Origin of the sequence: Vibrio sp. SCSIO 43155, assembly GCF_023716605.1 — a bacterium.
GTDB classification, from domain to species: domain Bacteria; phylum Pseudomonadota; class Gammaproteobacteria; order Enterobacterales; family Vibrionaceae; genus Vibrio; species Vibrio harveyi.
This window is the reverse complement of the sequence record NZ_CP071852.1, coordinates 521,308-544,161: the sequence shown is the minus strand read 5'-3', so window position 1 is coordinate 544,161 and position 22,854 is coordinate 521,308. Positions and strand designations below refer to the sequence as shown.

Genomic DNA, 22,854 nt, shown 5'->3' with positions numbered 1-22,854 from the left:
TCTTTTATTTGGTTCGCTATTCTACTGACAAAATTTCGACTTCGAAAGTCACGTCTTGTCCCGCGAGTGGATGGTTGAAGTCCACTGTTACTGAGTCGCCAGCAATCTCAGTAATGATGCCCGGGATTTCCATACCATCGGGACCACTGAACGCCATAATAGTGCCGACTTCAACTTCCGCTTCGCCCACAAATTTAGTGCGATCCATATGGTGGATATGGTCTGGATTCGGCATGCCAAAAGCGTCAGCCGCTTTTAGTTCAATTGCCTTTTGTTCACCTACTTGCAAGCCTAATAGGCACTGCTCAAAGTTCTCACTTAAGCTGCCGTCACCCATCACGAACTTAGCAGGCTTGCCCATGTTATGTGTGCTGTCCGCTACAGAGCCATCTTGCATTTTGATGGTGAAATGCAGTGTTACTGCTGAATCTTGATTTATTGTTGTCACGTTACTGCTTCCTTGTTCTTGGGTTTTCCAGCGCTCTATATGATCACTCACCGTGATTACTTTTATTGTACGAAGATACGCGGATTGCGCTCCAACATAATAAAAAGCGTCTTCCGAATCAACGGACGACGCTTAGGGTTATTCGATATATCGCAAAAGATTACTTGTCAGCATCCTTTTTGCGGAAGCCATCAAGAATGATCATTGCCGCACCAATACAGATAGTTGTATCTGCAAGGTTGAATGCAGGCCAATGGTAGTTCCCCCAGAAGAAGTCTAGGTAATCAACAACAAAGCCATGAACAACACGGTCAAACACGTTGCCCACTGCACCACCAATAATCAGTGCGTAAGCGATGTTGTTCCATTTTTCTTTCGCTGGAAGCTTGCTCATCCAGTAGGTCAAAAGACCTGTAACAACAAACGCGATACCTGTGAACAACCAGCGCTGCCAGCCCGCTTGATCGCTCAAGAAGCTGAATGCTGCACCGTAGTTATGAACATAAAGTAGGTTGAAGAATGGCAGCACCTCAATTCGGTTTGCCCATCCGTAGCCCATGTTGTCCATCACCACCAATTTAATGCCAATATCTGCAATAAATACCAGAATTGCTAACCACAGCCAGCGAACTCCAGATTGCTTTAACGTCAGTGCTTTTTCACTCATTACTTTACCTACAAACAGCCCCAGTAAATACTGGGGCTGTTAATTTTAAAAAAAGTTCAGTTGTACTGGGTAATTACGCGAATTTACGTACTTCACCTTCGCCGTCAACGTTAGACACACAACGACCACAGATCTTCTCGTGACCTTCGATTGTGCCTACGTCTGGCGTGTGGTGCCAACAACGGTCACACTTCTCGCCTTCAGCGGCTGCCACTTCAACAAACAAGCCTTCGATATCTGTCGCTTGTGCTGCATCAGTCTTCTCACTTAGAGACTTAACTTTCGCAGCAGAAGTTAGTAGAACAAAGCGCAGTTCATCTTCTAGTTTGTTGATTTTCGCCGCTAGAGCGTCATCAGCAAATAGCGTCACTTCAGCTTGTAGTGCACCACCGATGGTTTTCTCTTTACGCGCATCTTCTAGAAGTTTGTTTACCGCACCACGAACCGCTTGGATCTCAGTCCAAAATTCGTTGTTCAGCTCTTCACCTTCAGCAAGACCGAATAGGCCATCGAACCACTCACCAGTGAATACGAACTTGTCGCGCTCGCCTGGCATTTCGTTCCAGATTTCATCTGCAGTGAACGACATGATTGGCGCCATCCAACGAACTAGCGCTTCTACGATGTAGTAAAGTGCTGTCTGACAGCTACGTTGAGCGTTACCGCCACGTTTTGCTGTGTACTGACGGTCTTTAATTACGTCTAGGTAGAAAGAGCCCATTTCGATTGAACAGAATTGCATTAGACGCTGAGTTACACCGTGTGTGTTGTACTCTTCGTACGCTTTAACAATCTCTTCTTGTGCTGCTAGCGCACGACCAACAGCCCAGCGATCTAGCGCAACCATCTCCTCAACAGGAACGATGTCTGTTTCTGGGTTGAAGCCGCTCAGGTTAGCTAGGAAGAAACGCGCTGTGTTACGGATACGACGGTACGCATCTGCGCTGCGTTTTAGGATTTCATCAGAAACCGCAACTTCACCAGTGTAGTCTGTTGAAGCAACCCATAGACGAAGAATGTCAGCACCTAGCTTGTTCGTTACGTCTTTTGGCGCAACCACGTTACCGATAGATTTCGACATCTTACGACCGTGACCATCAACCACGAAACCGTGTGTCAGTACTTGTTTGTAAGGCGCTTCATCTTTCATCGCGATAGATGAAATTAGAGAAGACTGGAACCAACCGCGGTGTTGGTCAGAACCTTCTAGGTATAGGTCTGCACTGTTGCCGTTGTACTCTTCACGAGCATCAACAACAGAGAAGTGTGTTACACCAGAATCGAACCATACGTCTAGCGTATCTAGTACTTTTTCGTACTGGTCAGCGTCAGCACCTAGTAGTTCTGCTGAATCAACATCCCACCACGCTTGAATGCCTTTCTCTTCAACCAACAGAGCAACCTTCTCGATAAGCTCTAGTGTATTTGGATGAAGTTCTGCTGTTTCTTTGTGAACAAACAGAGCAATTGGCACACCCCAAGTACGTTGACGAGAGATACACCACTCTGGACGACCTTCGATCATACCTTCGATACGGCTTTGACCCCACTCAGGCATCCACTCAACGTTCTTGATTGACTCTAGTGCTTTAGCACGTAGACCAGCTTGGTCCATAGAAACGAACCATTGAGGCGTAGCACGGAAGATGATTGGAGTCTTATGACGCCAACAGTGTGGGTAGCTGTGCTCGTAAGCGTGGTGGTGTAGTAGTGCACCTTTTTCTTTCAGTACTTCTACTACTGCATCGTTCGCTTTAAATACGTGCTGACCAGCAAATAGCTCAGTGTCCGGTAGGTAAACGCCGTTTGAACCAACTGGGTTTGCTACTTCTAGGTTGTACTTGTTACCAACCGCGAAGTCTTCTTGACCGTGACCAGGTGCAGTGTGAACAACACCAGTACCTGAATCAGTTGTAACGTGATCACCCAGGATCGCCGGTACTGTGAAATCGTAGAATGGGTGTTGGAACTGAGAAAGCTCTAGATCCGCACCTTTTGCAAAGCCTAGGTTGTGGAAGTGCTCGATACCAGCACGATCCATTACGTCTTTCGCTAGCTCAGCAGCAACGATAATACGCTCAGCGTTGTCGCCTTCTGTTTGGATAAGTACGTATTCTAGATCATCACGTAGACATACTGCGCGGTTTGCAGGCAGCGTCCAAGGCGTTGTTGTCCAGATAACGATAGACACGTCACCTTGACCTTCATGACCTTCTGTCAGTTCAAACTTAGATAGCAGTGCCGCTTCGTCAGCCGCTTTAAAACGAACGTCGATAGATGGCGATACTTTATCTTTGTACTCAACTTCTGCTTCAGCAAGAGCTGAACCACAGTCTGTACACCAGTGAACTGGTTTAAAACCTTTCAGTAGGTGACCTTTGCTTGCGATCTTACCAAGAGCACGAATGATGTTCGCTTCAGTTGCGAAATCCATAGTGCGGTATGGCTTGTCCCACTCACCCATGATACCAAGACGCTTGAAGCTATCTTTCTGACCTTCAACCTGACCGGCCGCGTACTCACGACATTTCTCGCGGAACTCAGCAGCTGTCACTTTTTGTCCTGGTTTGCCAACTTTCTTCTCTACCATCAATTCGATTGGTAGACCGTGACAGTCCCAGCCTGGGATGTAAGGTGCGTCAAAACCTGAAAGTGTTTTGGATTTAATAATAATGTCTTTAAGAATCTTGTTTAGTGCGTGACCAATGTGAATGTCACCGTTCGCGTAAGGAGGGCCATCGTGCAGTACGAATGACTTTTTGCCTTTCTTAGCTTTACGGATTTCACCGTAAAGATCTTCTTTGTACCAACGCTTAAGCATTTCTGGCTCACGATTGGCCAGGTTGCCGCGCATTGGAAACCCTGTTTCAGGTAAGTTCAGGGTATCTTTATACTCACTCATCGATTCTTAATTCCGTTATATTGGGCGAAAATTAGACATTATGTTGCACGGTGGAATAAACCGCTCAACGCTTAAGCTGACGCAGCCACACCCTTGCTGCTTCAGCATCCAATTCGATTTGTTGTTTAAGTGCTTCAAACGACTCAAACTTTTGCTCATCTCGAAGTTTGTGCAAAAGTTCCACTTCTAGCTGCTTGCCATATAAATTAGCGTGAAAGTCGAATAAGTGTACTTCTAACTGCTGGCGAACACCATTTACTGTTGGTCGTTGACCAATATTAGCGACACCGCCAACTGGCTTATCTCCTAAGCCAAGCGCTTGAACAACATAAACTCCGGAAACCGGAGAAACACAGCGTTTCAAAGGAATATTTGCAGTAGGGAACCCAATGGTTCGACCTAGCTTTCTTCCATGAGAAACACGACCGCTGATGCTGTAATCTCTTCCCAGCATCTTTTGCGCGGAATGCAAATCATCACGAGCCAGCGCTTTACGAATAGCCGTGCTACTCACTCGTAATTGCTGTAAACAAAAGCTTTGGGTACTCACGACTTCAAAGCCATACTTTTTCCCCGCTTCTTGTAACATTGCAAAGTTTCCTGTTCGACCTTTGCCGAAACAGAAATCATCACCAATGACAAGAAACTTAACACCCAATCGACCAACCAACAAGTCACGGATAAACTCTTCCGCCGTTAGGTCAGCAAAATGACGATTGAAGTTAACACACAGCAGACGATCGATGTCGAGCTTACTCAGCTGAACAAACTTATCACGCAGTCGCGTTAACCTCGCAGGTGCCTTATCTCGAGCAAACAGCTCCATCGGCTGAGGTTCAAAGGTCATCACAACCGAAGGTAACGAAAGTTTCTCCGCTTGTTCAGACACTTGCTGCAATACTTGTTGATGACCTCTATGCACGCCATCGAAATTGCCAATAGTCAGCACGCACCCATGATGGTGCGACTTGATATTGTGAATGCCTCTAATCAGTTCCATTGGATACTGCTTTATGCCTCTGTTTTTACTTTGCACTGTGTGAAACTGACGGATTATATACCAATCAACCTTATTCTGTCCCAGCTTTTAGGTCTTTTAAACGTACACCGAGTAAAAACACGACGGCTAGGTAAACACCTGCACCAAGCGCAATCAGCATTCCTAATACGCCACTGCGATGAGCAAAGCTCCAATCTAACCATACCGACATGTCTTCTAGCTGCCACAAAATAGCCGCAACCATCGCAGCTCCCGCGATCATCAAACGCATAATAAAGAAGACTGTACGTTTGGTCACTTGGTACACACCTGCGATATGGAGACCACGGTAGAGTAATGCCATATTTACAAAAGCAGAGAGCGCAGTCGCGATAGCCAGACCAACATAGCCATAGAAATAAGCAAAGATCGCATTGAATACCATGTTAGTTAGCATCGCAATGATGCCGTATTTCACTGGCGTTTTCGTGTCTTGACGAGAGTAGTAACCCGGAGCAAGAACTTTGATCAGCATAAAATTAAGCAAGCCAGAAGCATACGCTAATAAAGAGAGAGAAGCTTGATGCACATCCTGCGGAGAAAACTCACCACGCATGAACAGCACCATTAACATCGGCTTCGCCAGTACCATTAAGCCAAGCATTGCTGGGATTCCCAGTAAGGTCACCATACGAATGCCCCAATCCATGGTGTGTGCAAAGCCTTCACTGTGAGCATCTACGTGCTTACGTGATAACGCTGGGAGAATCACCGTCGCTATCGCAATACCAAACAGGCCTAACGGGAATTCCAACAATCGATCGGAATAGTACAACCAACTGATTGAACCGGTTTGTAGAAAACTGGCAATAAAAGTGTCAAACAGTAGATTGATTTGGCTTACAGACACACCAAATAAAGCAGGAATCATCAAGGTACGGATCTTCACCACCCCCGGATCGTGCCAACCCCATTTTGGCTTGATCATAACTCCCGCTTTAATAAGGAAAGGGATTTGAAATAAGAACTGAACCAACCCACCAAGAAAAACACCAATGGCAAGACCAATCTCTGGTTGTGACATCTGCGGAGAGATAAACCACGCCGCCAAAATGATCATCACATTGAGGAAGACGGGAGTAAAAGAAGAAACCGCAAACTTACCTAGTGTATTGAGAATGGCTCCCGATAAGGCAACAAAAGTGATGAACCATAAATAAGGAAAGGTAATCTTGAGCATTACGCTGGCAAGTTCAAACTTCTCAGCCGCGGGACCACCATGCATCCAGTCTAAAAACCAACCAAAACCAAATAAAGCAGTCACGACGCCAGAGCCAAGAACACCAAGGATGGTAACAATAGAGACAATCACACCCAATGTACCAGCAGCACGAGCAATCAACTCACGAGTTTTGTCCATGTCCCCTTGTGCGTGACTTTCAGTTAATACAGGAACGAAAGCTTGAGAAAATGCGCCTTCAGCAAACAAACGGCGTAAGAAATTAGGAATTTTATTGGCAAAGAAGAAGACGTCGGCACTCGCGCCTGCCCCCATCAAGTTTGCTACTACTACATCACGAACTAAACCTAGGACGCGCGAAATTAATGTCATGGCACTGACGATCATGCCAGACTTGAGCAGTCGTTTACTCACTGTAACCTCGGAATATCACCAAAAGATAGCCAACCCTATTCCTCTAAGCCTTTGAAAGCTACAAATGGGCGTTAAAAATATATCCGGTTATTGTTAGATCTAAGCGGATAATTATTAGCAATGGTCTAAAAATGCTGTTAGAATCCCCGCCATCTTAACCGCGATAACCTTTCTTACCAAAACTTGTTTTGGCTTCGATGGGTTTTTGCACAAATCATTTGACATTTAGGCGCAAATGAGGGATAGTCCTCGCCCTTAAATTGTCACAGAACTAAGTTTTTGGGAGTTAGACCCTTGGCAAATAGTAAATCTGCTAAGAAGCGCGCTATCCAAGCTGAGAAACGTCGTCAGCACAATGCTAGCCGTCGCTCAATGATGCGTACTTACATGAAGAAAACTGTTGCTGCTATCGAAGCAGGCGACAAAGAAGCTGCAACTGCTGCATTCGCTGCAGTTACACCTATCCTAGACCGTATGGCGACTAAAGGCCTTATTCACAAGAATAAAGCAGCTCGTCATAAGTCTCGTTTCACTGCACAAATCAAAGCTCTATAATAGAGAATTGATTCTACAGTGAAGAAAAAACCGGCTAACGCCGGTTTTTTTATACCTAAAATTCAGCAAAGCTCGAATTCAAGATAATAAAAAAGCTGGCACTGCCAGCTTTTCTAATTTGTGACCTGTCATCACGCGGTTGCTTCTGCACAATAAAGACCATGAAGTGTTTGAATTAGCGCTTTCACTTCATCGCTCTTCAATGTGTAGTAGACCGTTTGTGCTTCTTTTCTTGTCGCAACTAACTCATCACGACGAAGCCACGCTAAGTGTTGAGACAATGCCGACTGGCTCAACTCTAGTTTTGCGCAAAGTTCCCCGACCGAAAGCTCTTGATTATGCAGCATGCAAAGGATTTGTAGGCGTCTCTCGTTTGCCATCGCCTTGAGCAGCACGACAGCCTTGGCGGAGTTTTTCTCCATTTCTTGTAGATTCATGCGTTGGACCTCTAGCTACAACTTACTTTTCCCAACCCTGGCCAGTTTGTTGTGTGTTACAGAATTTTATAATTTCGAGTTATAATTTTATCGATAGTAATCTATTTAATTGAGCAACGGAACGTGTTCATTCAAACATTTGGCTAAAATCTGCATCACATACGTTCTTAACCGCTGGATGTTGTATCATTCGTTCCGCAAAAATGACGTAGTACTCTTCTTTTAAGTCTTCAACGTGACCAATCAGTTGTAAGTTTCGGTCATCTTCAATCTCCGACATATAAACTGTTGGAGCCAAAAAGATCACATCATCGCGGTAGCGTGCAAAAGCTTTCATGAGTGCCACATCATCAAACTCACCCAATACATCCGGTTGTAAGCCTTGGCGATCAAACCACTGCAATACTTTACGACCCATTGCCGTTCGGCTTGCCGGGATCAACAACTTTTTCTTCTCTAAGACTTCAGGAAAGCTCACTCCTGCGATTTCAGACGAAGCAAAAAAGCTCATACTACTTTCACCCAACTTCTTACTGTACAGACCCGGGCTTTGTGTCGAATCTACCGGGCAATCGGAAAGGATCATATCGAGTTTATGTTGTGACAAGCGCTCCAACAGCAACTCGTGTGTTGATTCATAACAACGCAAATGAATGCTGTTGTCTTCAGGAACTGTCGTCATCAAGACTTTGCTGACAAGACGTTTAGAAAGCGCATCGGCGACGCCGACTTCGAAAAGGATATTAGAGTGTTGGCTATAGTTAACAATATCGAGCATTTCGTAGCTCAAACCAAACATACGGTCGGCATACTTAAAAACTAACTGCCCAAGTTCTGTTGGTTCAACTGTACGTCCATTCCGTTTGGTCAACTTCCCCTTCATACGATCTTCAAGTGCTTTAATTTGTCCGGTAACCGTTTGAGGCGTCAGGAATAACGCATCTGCTGCTTTTGTTACCGAGCCTTGTTTACACACCATCCAGAAGTAATAAAGGTGGTTGTAGTTTAAATGTGACATAGCCAATCCCTATAAAGAAGATGACACTTTTTATATCAAATGTGACACCGACAAACAATAAGTTCGACAAAACCTACATAAAGCTACAAAACAAATGGTTTTACCGAAAATATAAGATTCACACTGTCATAAAACTTGAAGCCAAACGCACTTTTTTGATCTTACCCAGAAATAAACCCGCCGATCTATAAGCAATAAATACCCTTAACAATCAACACCTTAATTTGATGTGAAATTTTCTTCACGGATAACTATCAAAAAGAATAATAAAAATCCTCTATAGAAACCCAACTGTAATATTACTGAAATATTTCATCTCTAACATCGCCCTCAGTTTCAACAACAGACCAAATAAACGAACTGAAAGGTCCACGGAGAAAATTATGATGAACCAAGCTACTTCTACAGCAGCACCAATCTCGAGCACGACTCGCTGGTTACGCTGGGCTAACTTGGCATTCATGTTGTATCTGCTTCTTCTAGCAGTATCTATGGTTGGTAGCGGCTTCAAATGGGCGACTGGCGATCAAGCTAAAGTACTCTTTGAATTTGCGTCTCACCCAGTCGCAGGTCTAATGATCGGTTTGGTGGCTACGGCACTGATCCAATCTTCCAGTACCGTAACTTCTATTATTGTAGGTTTGGTTGCAGGTGGTCTACCTGTAGAAACCGCTATCCCTATGGTAATGGGTGCGAACATCGGTACAACCGTAACAAATACACTGGTTTCGCTTGGTCACGTTCGTTGTAAAGACGAATTCAAACGTGCATTCGCAAGCGCAACAATCCACGATTTCTTCAACTTACTTGCAGTACTGATCTTCCTACCACTGGAAATGATGTTCGGCATCCTAGAGAAAATCTCTCACTGGTTGGTGTCACCATTACTAAACACAGGTGATATGAGTATGAAAGGCTTTGATTTCATCAAGCCAATCACGAAACCAGTAGTAAGTGCAATCAAAGAGCCACTAGCAACATTTGGCGACACTATGGGTGGCGTAGCGCTAATCGCTCTAGGTATCGGTACTATCTTCGTAGCTATCACTGTTATGGGTAAGCTAATGAAGAGCCTAATGGTTGGTCGTGCACGTGACATCCTTAAGAACGCAATCGGTCGTGGTCCTATCCACGGTATCGTATCTGGCTCGGTAGTAACTGTTCTTGTTCAGTCTTCTTCTACGACAACAAGTCTAATGGTTCCACTTGTAGGCTCAGGTGTTCTAAAAGTACGTGACATCTACCCGTTCACTCTTGGTGCAAACATTGGTACATGTATCACGGCTCTACTAGCAGCAACAGCGGTATCTGGCGAGTTCGCAGTATTCGCACTACAAATTGCACTAGTACACCTAACGTTCAACATTCTGGCGACACTGTTCATCTTCGGTATCCCGTTCCTACGTGAGATTCCAGTGAAATGTGCAGAAGTGATTTCAGAAATGGCGATTAAGAACAAAGCAGTTGTAGCAGGTTACCTACTAGCAGTATTCATCGTGTTACCAGGTTCTATCCTTGCTCTGACAGCATAATAATAAGATTACCATCGCTTATTTAGGCTCCACTTCGGTGGAGCCTTTTTTCGTTTTGGGGAAGCAAGAAGCGCTCTCATTTCTTAATCACGCAGTAAACTGTGGTAAAAGAGATTCCCGACGACGTACCTTCGTCTCTTTCGGGAATGACACCGTTTGATTTCAGAGTGATTGAACGTCATCCTCAAGAGCGAGGCACGAGCGAGTTGGGGATCTTTTATTCCCTCTCACGTCTCGAAGCGAAGCGTTCCTCAGGGCAAAGTCCGCTCTCGAAGCGCAGCGTTCTATAGGGTGAAGCCCGTCTCCTTCTTTCCCTACCCTTCAGGCGTAAAAAAGCCGCCATGCAGGCGGCTTAGAAAACTCAACATACTCGTTAAACTGAGAACGGGTACTGAATTGGATCGTGATGCTCGTAACCTTCTACCCAGAAGTCATCTAGGGTTACCCATGTTTCTAAATCTTCTAGCGATTTAATTTCTGGGTTGATGTGGAAAGTTGCGGCTTTTAGTGGCTCACGTTTCAACTGAATGTCACGCATTGGTGCAAGCTGATCTTCGTAGATGTGTGCGTTAACAATCTTGTGGTATGCCTGACCAGGTTTCTTGCCCGTGATTTGCGCCATGATGGCCAAGAACACATACACTTGAACCATATTGAAATTCAGACCTAGCGGGACATCACAAGAGCGTTGCGTGCTGTTTAAGTAGAGCGTGTCACCTAACAGTGAGAAGTGGTGGCTGTACATACATGGACGCAAACAACCCATGTGGAATTCACCCGGGTTGTAGAAGTTTAGGATTTCACCACGGTCATCAACACCACGCGTTAAATCATCCACAATCTTACGCAGTTGGTCGATATGACCGCCATCTGGCTTCGCCCATGAACGACCTTGAACGCCATATACACGTCCCATGTCATCTTCACCTTTGCGGAACGGGTTGTTTAGCCATGCTTCATTTAGGTTTGCGTTCGCATCCCACGTTTTCGTACCTAGCTTACGGAAATCTTCTGCGTTGTCGTAGCCACGAATGTAGCCAAGCAGCTCAGCAACTGCCGCTTTCCAAAAGCTCTTACGTGTCGTAACTAATGGGAATTGGTTGTTGGCAACATCGTAGGTCAAGTCTGCGTTGATCACCGTTAGGCAGCGTTTGCCTGTGCGCTCGTTTTCAACCCAAGTGCCTTGGTCAACGATACGCTGACACAAATCTAAATACTGTTTCACACCAATTCCTTACTTCGTTTCTGCTTGGACTTTGTCTTGGTAAAGACCACGTTTGTACGCCCAAACCATCATAAGAACACCCAGAATGATCATCGGTGACGATAGGATTTGTCCCATCGAAATGTAACCACCAAATAGACCAAGCTGTGCATCCGGTTCGCGAACAAACTCAACTAGGAAACGGAATGTACCATATCCAGCTAAAAATAGCCCTGATACCGCACCTAAAGGACGAGGCTTTTTGATGAACCAGTTCAGAATGAAGAACAGCACAATGCCCTCTAGGAACATCTCATAAAGCTGAGATGGGTGACGAGGCAGTGGGCCACCATTCGGGAAGATGATCGCCCATGGCACATCTGTTACGCGTCCCCAAAGTTCACTGTTCATGAAGTTACCCATACGCCCCATGCCAAGACCAAACGGCACGAGCGGAGCCACAAAGTCAGCCACACCGAAGAAAGTTCGACCATTCTTATGTGCGTACCAGAACATTGCCGTGATAACACCTAACAAACCGCCGTGGAATGACATGCCGCCAGTCCAAACTTTAAATAGGTATAGGGGGTCTGCTAAGAACAAATCAAAGTTGTAGAAGATAACGTAGCCAACTCGACCACCAATCACTACCCCAAGGAAACCAGCGAACAACAAGTCTGAAACTTGTTCACGCGTCCAACCACTACCCGGTTTATCTGCGCGACGATTTGCCAACCATAGTGCGAACATAAAGCCGACTAGGTACATCAAACCGTACCAACGAACAGAAACAGGACCAATAGAGACTAAAACCGGATCAATATTGGGAAATTCTAAGTATCCCTGAGACATAACTCATTCTCTTCTTATTACTAATAAAACAGGTGGACTTTACAGCAGCATGGTCGCTGCAACAAACATCAAGAACACAGCAAAGATCTTTTTTAAGACTGCCGTAGGAAGGTTGGTTGCCATTTTAGCGCCGACTTTCGTCGTGAGCATCGACGTCATCGCAATCGCCGCTAAAGCTGGTAGGTAAACATAGCCAATACTGTAGTCAGGTAACCCCTCAACTTTGTAGCCATGCAAGATAAATCCAATCATGCCTGAAATCGCAATGACACAACCGCATACCGATGAGGAGCCAACCGCTTTGCGCATTTCAATGCCATGCTTGTTTAAGAAAGGCACCGACAGAGAACCACCGCCAATACCAGCAAGACTAGAGACTACACCAATTCCCGTTCCGTACATCATAGTGACCGGACTACTCGGCATTGGCTTCTCACTTTTCGTCTTGATGGAGCGAAACATTTGTATTGCTAAGCACAGCACAATCACACCGAAGACTTTCGGTAGGTAATGAGTCGGGATCCATTCCGCGATATTAGCCCCAACAAAACCACCGATAACCACGCCAGGCATCAACCATTTGACGACAAACATATCGACATTCCCAAGCTTCAGGTGGTTCAGTGCAGAAGAACCTGACGTGACAATGATACTCGCCAATGACGTTGCTAATGCCATATGCATGCTCATTTCAGGAGAGATACCAGCAAGAGGAAGAAGGTATAGTAACGCAGGTACGACAATCAGCCCGCCTCCGATACCAAGAAGCCCCGCCATCACGCCTACAAAAGCGCCTAGCGCGAGCAATAATATAAATAAAGAGATGGTCACTGTTCCCCTACTTCTTACCTGCACGAATAAAGCCGGCAAAGCCTTGCTGGATAAAGAAATCATGCATCATTTGATGGATTTCTTGCCCGTAAGAGCATGACATGGCTTTCTCGACGAGTTTTTCTAGTTCTTTTTGTTGGCTATGACGAATCAAATACTTCACCTTAGCCACGTTCGAGGTGTTCATGCTCAAACTGTTGTAGCCTAAGCCCAACAGGAGCAGCGCACCAAATGGATCACCTGCTAGCTCACCACAAATACACACAGGTACTTGATACTGGAGGCAAACATCGTGAATTTGTTTTAACGCTAACAACACCGCCGGATGCATGGATTCATAGACATCCGCAACACGGGAATTGTTCCGATCAACTGCCAACAAATATTGCGTTAAGTCGTTAGTACCCACCGAAACAAAGTCAACACGATGAGCAATGGCCGGTAACAAGTACACCATTGATGGGACTTCTATCATCACCCCAACCTTTGGTGCTTGAATTCGCTCATCCAGCAACACGACTTCACTGTACGCTTGATTGATAAGCGTAATCGCGTCATCGAGCTCTTTTATTCCCGAAACCATAGGAAGCAAAATACTTAAGTTGCCGCTTTCAGCACTCGCCCTTAGCATCGCTCTCAGTTGGATCAAAAAGATATCCGGATGATCCAAAGTAAAACGAATACCGCGCCAGCCCAAGAACGGATTATCTTCATCAATCGGCAGATACGGCAATGGCTTATCACCACCAATGTCCAAGGTACGCATCACAACGCGCTGATTCGGATAACTATTAAGAATTGCTTGGTACTGATGATACTGCTCATCTTCAGAGGGAAAGTGATGCTGAAGTAAAAAAGCGATTTCTGTTCGATACAGACCAACGCCATCGACACCTGAGTTGATCGCGATATTGCTATCAGCACTCAACCCCGCGTTAAGCATCACTTCAATGTGGCAATCGTCTTTTGTAATGGCTGGCAGTGCCAAGTCTTTGTTCACCATGGCGAACAGTTCAGACTCTTCACTCACAAGGCTACGATACTCGCGTAGAAGCTGCCTGTTAGGTTCTAAATAGATCTCACCAGTGTAACCATCCACAATCCCCTTCTTGCCATTCACGACACTGGTGTTAATGTTCGCGCCCATGATGGCAGGTACACCCAATGCCCTTGAAAGAATCGCCGCGTGAGAGTTCGCTGCACCTTCCAATGACACGACCGCTAAAAGGTGTTGTTTTGGAATCGACGCTAATAACGTGGCCGTCAGTTCATTGGCAACCAAGATCACCGGACGATCGATCGAGGCATGTTCTTGCTCGCTATTGTGCAAGAAATAGAGCAGGCGTTGTCCTAGTTCACGAATATCTTGCGCACGTTCACGCAGATACACATCCGACATACGTGCAAAGCGGTTCGAATAGGTCTCAACAACTTGTCGCAACGCCCAATCTGCTCGGTCGCCTTTCTCGATCTGCTTCTTCAGATCACCACGCAACATTGGATCGTTAAGTAAGTGGGTAAAAAGGTCGAAGATCGCCAAGGCATCTTTATTGATTTCGCTGTCGAACTTTTTCCGCATACGGCGAAAATCACTCAATGCCCTTTCTACTGCAACCGCTAAAAGTTCATGCTCACGCTCTTTATCTAACGCAGACGCAGGAAACACATCATTTAAGTTTGGTTGTGTATTATCAAACCAGAACTCACCAATCGCTACCCCAGTTGAAGCCGGTAGGCCTTTGATCACCGTAGGTTTGGAAGCAAGTTGCCAATGACCGAGGTTTTGCGCATGGGCAATGAGCACCGCAAGCTGTGCCGATAGGGTAACAAGGAAAGACTCTTCCATCTCACTGAACAAACGCGGTGTTTTCTGCTGGATAACTAACACGCCAAGTACTTGTTTGCGATGAATGATTGGCGTACCAAGGAAGGAGTGGTAAACCTGCTCGCCTAATTGGGGGAAGAATTTGAAATCAGGGTGAGTGGAAGCTTCTGCTAAGTTAAGTGGCTCTGCACTGCGCTTCACCAAACCAACCAAGCCTTCATTGAAGTTGATATGGATGCTATCGCCTTCAAAAATAAGGCCTTGAGTTGCCATTAACTCAAGGCGCTGCATTTCTTCGTTAGCAAGATAGATAGTACAACATTCAGTGCATAGGGCGGCACAAGTCTCTTTTACCAATATATCGAGTGCCAGATGCACATCATCGACTCTGGAGACTTTCTCAACTATTTCCCTTAGCTGACTGAGCATGTTAACCCTCTATCTACGTTGCTTTTTTCTTTTCCCTTTCGTCTTACGCTCTCGAAAAGGCATGGCTAAAGATGCAAACTCTTTCATTGCTCGACGGTATACGTCACGCTTGAAAGAAACAACTTGCCTAACTGGATACCAGTAGCTTACCCAGCGCCAACCATCAAATTCAGGGGATTTCCCGCGCTGCATATTGATGCGAGACTCATCGCACTCTAATCGCAGCAGAAACCATTTCTGTTTTTGGCCGATACAAACAGGCTTGGAGTCCCAACGCACCAATCGCTTTGGTAGCTTATATCTTAACCAATGACGACTTGTAGCGATGATCTTAACGTCTTTTTTCGTCAGACCGACTTCTTCATATAACTCCCTGAACATGGCTTGTTCAGGTGTTTCACCTTCGTCAATCCCACCTTGTGGAAATTGCCATGAGTGTTGCCCGTATCGTTTAGCCCAGAAGACCTGACCATGGTTATTACATATCACAATACCAACATTGAGTCGGTAACCATCGCCATCTATCACTGGCTAACCTCTATGAATAATTTTTTATTACCGTGATTTTTCCACATATCCCCATTACTAGCAAACTTACTGATGTGATATGAGCAAGATTTATTACCTTTCGCCCCGTTTTGGATATCTTTTGAACAGACATTATTTTATCAACACAAGTTTGAGACATAGCCCACATTTATTCACCTTTTCTGTGAATAACTTTGTGAAGAAAACGCTATCAACAAAGAATTTTGTTCAAAACCATTATTGTCGACATTTATAAAGGCTCAACCAAAAATAGATAACTAAATGATTAGAAAGGAATAAAAAGCAATATTGATGATTTATTGATCTTATTTGCCTTGATGATCTTTTCATCAAATACAGATCGGTCAAAGATCGCACAATCGGTTATTTATCCACATTCGACAGGTAGGACTTCATGGCATCTCAATAAAAGCAAGTCTCAATCGCTACCTAAACCCCTGTTTATTCATCCAGCTCAGCTAGAGATCCTATTGGTCACTTCCTAATCTGTGGATAAGTTATGAATTGATCATTCTTAATCCAGCTCGATGAAATCTTAGACAGAGGATTTTATTCAAATTTGTTAGACTAGATGTTTTCCAATACCACCTTGTCATTATGAAACCAGAACCACAATCCGAAGCTGAACTGATGGAACGCGCGCACGACATTGCTGGCTTAAGCTTTGCTGAGCTTGCCGAAGAGGCTGGCATGACCGTTCCAGGAAACTTGAAACGCGACAAAGGTTGGGTTGGTCAATTGCTTGAATGGCATTTGGGTGCGCCTTCGGGTAGTAAGCCGCAACAAGATTTCGCTAAACTTGGGATCGAACTAAAAAGCATTCCGATCAGTTATTCTGGTAAGCCATTAGAAACCACTTTTGTCTCTGTAGCACCATTGACTGGTGTACAAGGCTTAACATGGGAAACCAGTCACGTACGCAACAAACTTTCCCGCGTACTTTGGGTTCCCGTGGAAGGCGAGCGCGAAATTCCTTTAGCAGAGCGACGAGTTGGCAGTCCATTGATTTGGTCACCAGACCAGGAAGAGGAGCTAGTCCTAAAAAACGATTGGGAAGAGCTGATGGAAATGATCGTGTTAGGTAAGTTTGATCAAATTTCCGCCAGACATGGAGAGGCACTGCACTTACGACCGAAAGCTGCAAACGCAAAAGCTTTAACAGAAGCATACAGTTCAAATGGTAAACCGATCAAAACCCTGCCTCGCGGATTCTACCTCAGAACACAGTTTACTGAGCAGATCCTACTGAAGCACTATATCAACGCTCAATCCGAGTAACTAGGTTCTGTTGGTCTTTTGCGGTTCATTTCTACAGCGTTATCGGCTTCTCATGTAGGCTAGCTACGCTTCAAAGCCTTTGTCTTGTAGAAATTTCCCACAAAGTGCGGCAAAAATCAGCTCAAAAGATCAACAGCCCTTAATGCGTTACCAGTGACAATTCAATATCACAATATGAGGCTGCGCCATCGCTACCAAATTCATCGTACGCGTTGTGCAGTCTTAAATAAGCTTTATCAATCCCCAACCTAAGCAGTTCTTCTTTCACCAAGTCTAACGATCCAAAGTGAATCGGATCTTCGCCATCTTTGATCGGCTCAAGTTGGTGTTTGTACTCCACTGCTAATAGATAGTCAGAGACATCAGAACAACCTATCACAAAGACCTTCGGTGTTTTGTAGGAGTCTTTGTGGTGACCATGCAACCACATGTCGAGTTGATGCTTCTGCATAATGCACCTCCTTCACAAGATCTTTTAAGTCTAGTTACCGTATTGATAACTTTCGAGTTAATTACAAAGCGAAAGTTAAATCATTTGCGACAGCGACTAAAAATCCCCTATATTGGAATGACTTATTCAGTCGGTAATTCTTCAAGGACGTGAAATGCAATATACAAAACTACCGCACTCATCACTCGAGATCAGTAAGATCTGCCTTGGCACTATGACGTTTGGTGAGCAAAACACCGAACAAGAAGCGTTTCAACAACTCGACTTCGCCCTCGACCGTGGCGTGAACTTTATTGATACTGCAGAGATGTATCCCGTTCCACCAAAAGCAGAAACACAAGGACTCACTGAGCAATATATTGGAAATTGGTTAGCGAAAAGTGGCAAGCGCGAAAAAGTGGTATTGGCAACGAAAGTCGCTGGTCCACGCAACGTGCCTTATATTCGAGAGAACATGAGTCTGAATCGTCGCCATATTCATACCGCTATCGATGACAGTCTCAAGCGTCTACAAACCGATTATGTCGATCTATACCAATTGCACTGGCCACAACGCCAAACCAACTGCTTTGGTCAACTCAACTACCCTTACCCAGATAAGCAAGAAGAAGTCACACTGATTGAAACACTTGAAGCACTGACCGAACTAGTTAAAGCAGGCAAGGTACGTTACATAGGTGTATCGAACGAAACCCCATGGGGTGTGATGTCACTGCTGCGTTTAGCAGAAAAACACGATCTGCCTAGAATAGTTTCAATCCAAAACCCATATAACTTGTTGAACCGCAGCTTTGAAGTTGGTTTGTCTGAAATCAGCCATTATGAAGGCGTTCAGCTACTTGCTTACTCACCTCTAGCCTTTGGTTGTTTAAGCGGTAAATACCTCAACGATGCGAAGCCAGAAGGTGCCCGATGCACTATTTGGGAACGCTTTGCTCGTTACTTCACTCCACAAGGCGTGAAAGCAACAGAAGCATACGTCAATCTAGCTCGTGACCATGGTTTGGATCCTTCGCAAATGGCACTTGCCTTCGTCAATCAGCGACCATTTGTGGGTTCTAATATCATTGGCGCTACTAACCTAGAACAACTTAAATCCAATATCGACAGTATCGATGTTCACCTCAGTGAAGCGTTACTCAATGACATCCAAGCGATTGGCACCACTTACTCAAACCCTTGTCCGTAAGACTTCATGTTGACGTGACCAACACACTAAAGTAACGGACACTAAAAACAAAACAGGCTGACCATAGTGGTCAGCCTAATTTGTTTCTATCAAGCCCAAATTGAACCAAGTGCATTAAGGAAAGTTCAATTTGGGCTTTTGATTACGTCAGTATTCGCGAAGTTAAAACTCGGCGAAGATGGCGAACTCGACGATCAACTTTTACGGCGTCTGGGACGCTAGTTCGAGTTGAGCGGCCGTCTTTATCTAAGCCAATATCTTTTAGCAAGTGTTCGTTAGTCCATGGAATATCATGTGAGCTACGACGAACCATACGTTGCCATTGTTTTTCTTCACGTTTTAGATCTGCTTTCAATAGCACAGTTGCTAGTTTCAGATAGATAGAGTGACGCATAACTTATTCTCCAAATTGCGATAAAGGATCGACTGGGAAAAATAGTGCGTAATTGGACAGAAAAATTCTGTTGAGACTAAGCCGCTACTTTTCCGCAGCCTAGTAAAAGAGATAGGTTACGGATTAATTTAATCTAATGAGCCAGTGGCATCCTGTTTAGTCGCATCAAAGGTTGAGCGAACAGCAGGCATACGATCAGCGCAAGCAGTGGTGTTAACAACGTAATGTTTCATCTTGCGCCTCCTAGCTAAAAATTAATCCGTGATTGATGTGGTATAACTCTTTGAGTTACGGCTAAATTGTAAGCAACGGAGGATATTTATCAAACAATTTTTATCCTTTCGATTAAAAACAAACCAATGACCTAAAATTAGGTTTCATATGGTTTTTTGAATAACATATTCAACTAAGGAATATATAAAACATCGAGTTTTATAAATAACCGAATTCTATTCACAAAAAAGGAGCGCATATGCACTCCTTTTTGGGATAAGTTGTTTCGTCAGCACTTACTGATTCAAATTAGATTAAACCGTCTGCTCTGAAATCAAATTATGCTTGTTCAATAGTCTATACATGGTTGCGCGCGATACGCCAAGCTCTTTCGCTGCGTTCGATACCTGACCGGAATGTGATTCCAACACAACAAGCAGTGCATCACGCTCGCTCTTTTCACGAATTGACTTCAAGCTACGTTTAGAATCATTGCGTTGCGGAAGATCAAGATGATGTTCTTCAATCATTACGCTATCCGACATCAGTACAGCACGTTTGACTTGGTTCATCAACTCACGCACGTTACCTGGCCAGAAGTAACGTGTCAGTGCTTTCAGCGCATCTTCAGAAAAGCTTTTCGCCTGCGAGTTATATTCTTTTGAGAACTCTTGTAGGTAGAAGCGCGCCAATAGTGCAATATCACTTGCGCGTTCTTTCAAGCTTGGCACATTAATGCGAAGCACATTGATGTAATGGTAAAGCTCTTCATTGAAGTCACCATCAATCAGTGCTTTTTCAACATCAGAAGAGTTAGCAGCAAGAACACGAACGTTAACATTTTTCGCACCATCACGAGTTTCAATCGTGCCTTCTTGCAAGAAACGCAGAAGGTTCATCTGCTGTTCTTTAGAGATGGTCAAGATATCGTTGAAAAGCACGGTACCACCATCAGCCTGCTCAAGCAGACTTGCTTCCATATCGTCATCAGCATCAATGCCAAAGACTTCGGCTTGGAAGCGTTGCTCGTTAAGCGCGCGACAGTTAATTGATAGGAATGGCTTGTGAGAACGTGAGGATACTTTATGAATCGCACGTGCAACAGCTTCTTTACCTGTACCGCTTTCACCATAGATTAGAATACTTACATCGGTTGGACCGATACGTTTCACTTGGTCACGTAGACGTTTCATTGGGATAGATTCGCCGATCAGCCCCATGTCTAAGCTGCTACCAAAGCTTGGCCATACTTTTTTCTCTAGCTTCAACATACCAAGTTGGTGACCAATGGTACTCAATAGCTGTGCATCAGGGATTGGTGCCGTGAAAAAGTCGATACAGAAGTTCACAATGAACTGACAGATGGTATCAGTTCCGAGTTGAGATTCACGGATGAATGCTAACCAACGAACGTGCTTGTGAGAACTCACTAAGTTCGCCAAACCATTAAGACTGAACTCGTCATGGCTAAGGTCAACTATACCAATACATGGACCAATATCTTCTAACAATGTGTTGGCTTTACGTAAATCACCCACTTGGTGACATTTCCATCCCACTTGCTCTAGCACCGAAAGCCAAGGTTCATAAGTACCGCCAACTACTACAAGCGATCCCGGAATGGAATCCATCTTAAACTGCCCAGCCATTCTCTAACCCTTATTGATTGTTCATAGAAATTTCGCGCCACAAACCCATCTTTGCGAACGGGTAACATTATCGAGACTACGCGCGCTGAAGTCTGTCTCAATATTAAGACTATGCAACAGATTGAGATTTGGCGAATGCTTATTTAGACCTCTTATATACAATCAAATGCAAACAGTTGAATTTATTCAAATTAAAGATACAAAAAAACCACCCGAAGGTGGTTTTTTCATTACTCAGCGAGGAGATTACGCTTGTGGGCGCATCGCTGGGAATAGGATCACGTCACGGATAGTGTGCGTGTTAGTCAGCAGCATAACTAGGCGGTCGATACCGATACCTTGACCTGCTGTTGGTGGTAGACCGTGCTCTAGTGCAGTGATGTAGTCTGCATCGTAGAACATTGCTTCGTCATCACCAGACTCTTTCGCTTCCACCTGTGCTTTGAAACGCGCGTCTTGGTCTTCTGCATCGTTAAGCTCAGAGAAGCCGTTTGCTACTTCACGACCACCGATGAAGAACTCAAAGCGGTCTGTGAAGAATGGGTTGTCATCGCTACGACGAGCCAGAGGAGAGATGTCCGCTGGGTAGCCAGTGATGAACGTTGGCTGCATTAGCTTAGGTTCTGCAGTTTCACCGAAGATTTCTTCAAGAAGCTGACCACATGTCCAGAAAGGTTCGACTTCAACGTGCACTGATTTTGCGATAGAAACCATTAGGTCACGGTTTTGAATGTCTTCTTCTGTTAGCGCTTGGATTTGTGCGTGGTCTGGGTTGTAGTGCTTGATTGCTTCAAACATGCTCATACGAGTGTAAGTGCCACCAAACTCAACCGTGTCATCACCGTAAGGCATTGACGTTGAACCTAGAACTTCTAGAGCGACTGAGCTTAGTAGTTCTTCAGTTAGGTCCATAAGATCTTTGTAATCCGCGTACGCCATGTAGAATTCCATCATTGTGAATTCTGGGTTGTGACGTGGAGAAAGACCTTCGTTACGGAAGTTACGGTTGATTTCGAATACGCGATCAAAACCACCAACAACTAGACGTTTCAGGTATAGCTCAGGCGCGATACGTAGGTACATTGGCATGTCTAGTGCGTTGTGGTGCGTGATAAATGGACGCGCACTCGCACCGCCAGGGATAACGTGCATCATTGGCGTTTCAACTTCCATGAACTGTTTAGAGATCATGAAGTTACGGATTGCAGACATTACTTTAGAACGTACTACGAACGCTTGACGAGAATCTTCGTTAACGATTAGGTCAACGTAACGTTGACGGTAACGCATCTCTTGGTCAGTTAGACCGTGGAACTTCTCTGGTAGTGGACGAAGTGCTTTAGTTAGCAACTCGTACTCTTCCATATTCACGTATAGGTCGCCTTTACCTGATTTGTGCAGCGCACCTTTAACACCGATGATGTCACCGATATCAAGACCTTGGTATTTGTCTTTTAGTACTTTTTGAACCGCTTTGTCAGCGTAAGCTTGAATACGACCAGAAGTCTCTTGGATTACTAGGAATGGACCACGCTTAGCCATGATACGACCAGCGATTGCAACTACGTGGTTAAGCTCTTCTAGCTCTTCCTTCGTCTTTTCACCGAACTCTTTTTGAAGGTCGCCCGCTAGTGCGTCACGACGGAAGTCGTTTGGGTGGCCATTTGCTTTGCAGCTCTTTCGGATTTCATCCAGTTTAGCGCGGCGTTCAGCAATTAGCTTGTTTTCTTCTTGTACAGTTTCGTTTTGAACAGCATCAGTCATTTTCGATGTATCCTGTTTTTGTCGGTGAAAAGCT

At 44.8% G+C, this 22,854-nt stretch carries 20 protein-coding genes; 4 read left to right on the top strand and 16 right to left on the bottom strand.

Features of this window, described 5'->3' with window-relative positions:
- Positions 1-16: 16 nt before the first annotated feature.
- The 5 genes from fkpB to murJ all read right to left on the bottom strand — a co-directional run bounded on the left by fkpB (position 17) and on the right by murJ (position 6,650).
- A complete protein-coding gene (gene fkpB, locus J4N44_RS02505) occupies positions 17-448 on the bottom strand; it encodes an FKBP-type peptidyl-prolyl cis-trans isomerase (RefSeq protein WP_005447933.1) in 432 nt (143 codons plus the stop codon).
- Between the two features lie 160 nt (positions 449-608).
- On the bottom strand, positions 609-1,115 hold the full coding sequence (lspA, locus tag J4N44_RS02500) for a signal peptidase II (RefSeq protein ID WP_005440576.1): 507 nt from the start codon (positions 1,113-1,115) through the stop codon (positions 609-611).
- A 73-nt stretch (positions 1,116-1,188) separates the two neighbouring features.
- A complete protein-coding gene (ileS, locus tag J4N44_RS02495) occupies positions 1,189-4,017 on the bottom strand; it encodes an isoleucine--tRNA ligase (protein WP_252044818.1) in 2,829 nt (942 codons plus the stop codon).
- A gap of 64 nt (positions 4,018-4,081) precedes the next feature.
- Positions 4,082-5,017, bottom strand: a complete 936-nt coding sequence (gene ribF / locus J4N44_RS02490) for a bifunctional riboflavin kinase/FAD synthetase (protein WP_252044817.1) — start codon at positions 5,015-5,017, stop codon at positions 4,082-4,084.
- 70 nt (positions 5,018-5,087) lie between these two features.
- The gene (gene murJ, locus J4N44_RS02485; RefSeq protein ID WP_252044816.1) at positions 5,088-6,650 is read right to left on the bottom strand and encodes a murein biosynthesis integral membrane protein MurJ; all 1,563 of its coding nucleotides are present in this window, start codon (positions 6,648-6,650) and stop codon (positions 5,088-5,090) included.
- Between the two features lie 294 nt (positions 6,651-6,944).
- On the opposite strand from murJ, the gene rpsT reads away from it, so the two are divergent.
- A complete protein-coding gene (gene rpsT / locus J4N44_RS02480; protein ID WP_005447926.1) occupies positions 6,945-7,205 on the top strand; it encodes a 30S ribosomal protein S20 in 261 nt (86 codons plus the stop codon).
- A 131-nt stretch (positions 7,206-7,336) separates the two neighbouring features.
- Here the strand turns inward: rpsT and J4N44_RS02475 are convergent, their stop codons facing one another.
- Together J4N44_RS02475 and nhaR are read right to left on the bottom strand one after the other, a co-directional pair.
- Positions 7,337-7,642, bottom strand: coding sequence for an ArsR/SmtB family transcription factor (locus J4N44_RS02475; protein ID WP_005447923.1), 306 nt, complete (start codon positions 7,640-7,642; stop codon positions 7,337-7,339).
- Between the two features lie 127 nt (positions 7,643-7,769).
- Complete coding sequence (gene nhaR / locus J4N44_RS02470; RefSeq protein ID WP_005447920.1) at positions 7,770-8,660, bottom strand: transcriptional activator NhaR; 891 nt, start codon at positions 8,658-8,660, stop codon at positions 7,770-7,772.
- Positions 8,661-9,046: 386 nt separating this feature from the next.
- On the opposite strand from nhaR, the gene J4N44_RS02465 reads away from it, so the two are divergent.
- A complete protein-coding gene (locus J4N44_RS02465; protein WP_026000321.1) occupies positions 9,047-10,192 on the top strand; it encodes a Na/Pi symporter in 1,146 nt (381 codons plus the stop codon).
- A 373-nt stretch (positions 10,193-10,565) separates the two neighbouring features.
- On the opposite strand, the gene J4N44_RS02460 is transcribed toward J4N44_RS02465, so the two are convergent.
- From J4N44_RS02460 to rppH, 5 genes are read right to left on the bottom strand one after another with little or no spacing between them, the layout of a single operon-like run.
- Positions 10,566-11,417 carry a thymidylate synthase gene (locus J4N44_RS02460; protein ID WP_005434888.1) on the bottom strand — a complete coding sequence of 284 codons (852 nt, stop codon included), beginning with the start codon at positions 11,415-11,417 and terminating at the stop codon, positions 10,566-10,568.
- Positions 11,418-11,426: 9 nt separating this feature from the next.
- Positions 11,427-12,248, bottom strand: a complete 822-nt coding sequence (gene lgt, locus J4N44_RS02455) for a prolipoprotein diacylglyceryl transferase (RefSeq protein WP_005447915.1) — start codon at positions 12,246-12,248, stop codon at positions 11,427-11,429.
- Positions 12,249-12,287: 39 nt separating this feature from the next.
- Positions 12,288-13,079, bottom strand: a complete 792-nt coding sequence (locus J4N44_RS02450; protein WP_005447912.1) for a sulfite exporter TauE/SafE family protein — start codon at positions 13,077-13,079, stop codon at positions 12,288-12,290.
- 7 nt (positions 13,080-13,086) lie between these two features.
- On the bottom strand, positions 13,087-15,333 hold the full coding sequence (gene ptsP, locus J4N44_RS02445) for a phosphoenolpyruvate--protein phosphotransferase (RefSeq protein WP_005447910.1): 2,247 nt from the start codon (positions 15,331-15,333) through the stop codon (positions 13,087-13,089).
- A 9-nt stretch (positions 15,334-15,342) separates the two neighbouring features.
- On the bottom strand, positions 15,343-15,861 hold the full coding sequence (gene rppH, locus J4N44_RS02440; RefSeq protein WP_005434895.1) for an RNA pyrophosphohydrolase: 519 nt from the start codon (positions 15,859-15,861) through the stop codon (positions 15,343-15,345).
- 618 nt (positions 15,862-16,479) lie between these two features.
- Here rppH and mutH point away from each other — a divergent pair.
- Positions 16,480-17,160: a DNA mismatch repair endonuclease MutH gene (mutH, locus tag J4N44_RS02435; RefSeq protein ID WP_252044815.1), complete on the top strand. Its 681-nt coding sequence runs from the start codon at positions 16,480-16,482 to the stop codon at positions 17,158-17,160.
- A 139-nt stretch (positions 17,161-17,299) separates the two neighbouring features.
- Here mutH and J4N44_RS02430 read toward each other — a convergent pair whose 3' ends face one another.
- Positions 17,300-17,611: a DUF6482 family protein gene (locus tag J4N44_RS02430; protein WP_005447906.1), complete on the bottom strand. Its 312-nt coding sequence runs from the start codon at positions 17,609-17,611 to the stop codon at positions 17,300-17,302.
- A gap of 154 nt (positions 17,612-17,765) precedes the next feature.
- Between J4N44_RS02430 and J4N44_RS02425 the strand changes: the two genes are divergently transcribed.
- Entirely contained in the window at positions 17,766-18,800 is a 1,035-nt protein-coding gene (locus tag J4N44_RS02425; protein ID WP_005447904.1) for an NADP(H)-dependent aldo-keto reductase, read from the top strand.
- Positions 18,801-18,942: 142 nt separating this feature from the next.
- Here the strand turns inward: J4N44_RS02425 and J4N44_RS02420 are convergent, their stop codons facing one another.
- From J4N44_RS02420 to lysS, 3 genes are all read right to left on the bottom strand, one after another.
- Complete coding sequence (locus tag J4N44_RS02420) at positions 18,943-19,194, bottom strand: hypothetical protein (protein ID WP_005447902.1); 252 nt, start codon at positions 19,192-19,194, stop codon at positions 18,943-18,945.
- A gap of 527 nt (positions 19,195-19,721) precedes the next feature.
- Positions 19,722-21,056: a cyclic-di-GMP-binding transcriptional regulator VpsR gene (gene vpsR / locus J4N44_RS02415; RefSeq protein ID WP_009699342.1), complete on the bottom strand. Its 1,335-nt coding sequence runs from the start codon at positions 21,054-21,056 to the stop codon at positions 19,722-19,724.
- Between the two features lie 246 nt (positions 21,057-21,302).
- Positions 21,303-22,820, bottom strand: coding sequence for a lysine--tRNA ligase (lysS, locus tag J4N44_RS02410; protein ID WP_005447896.1), 1,518 nt, complete (start codon positions 22,818-22,820; stop codon positions 21,303-21,305).
- Positions 22,821-22,854: the final 34 nt, after the last annotated feature.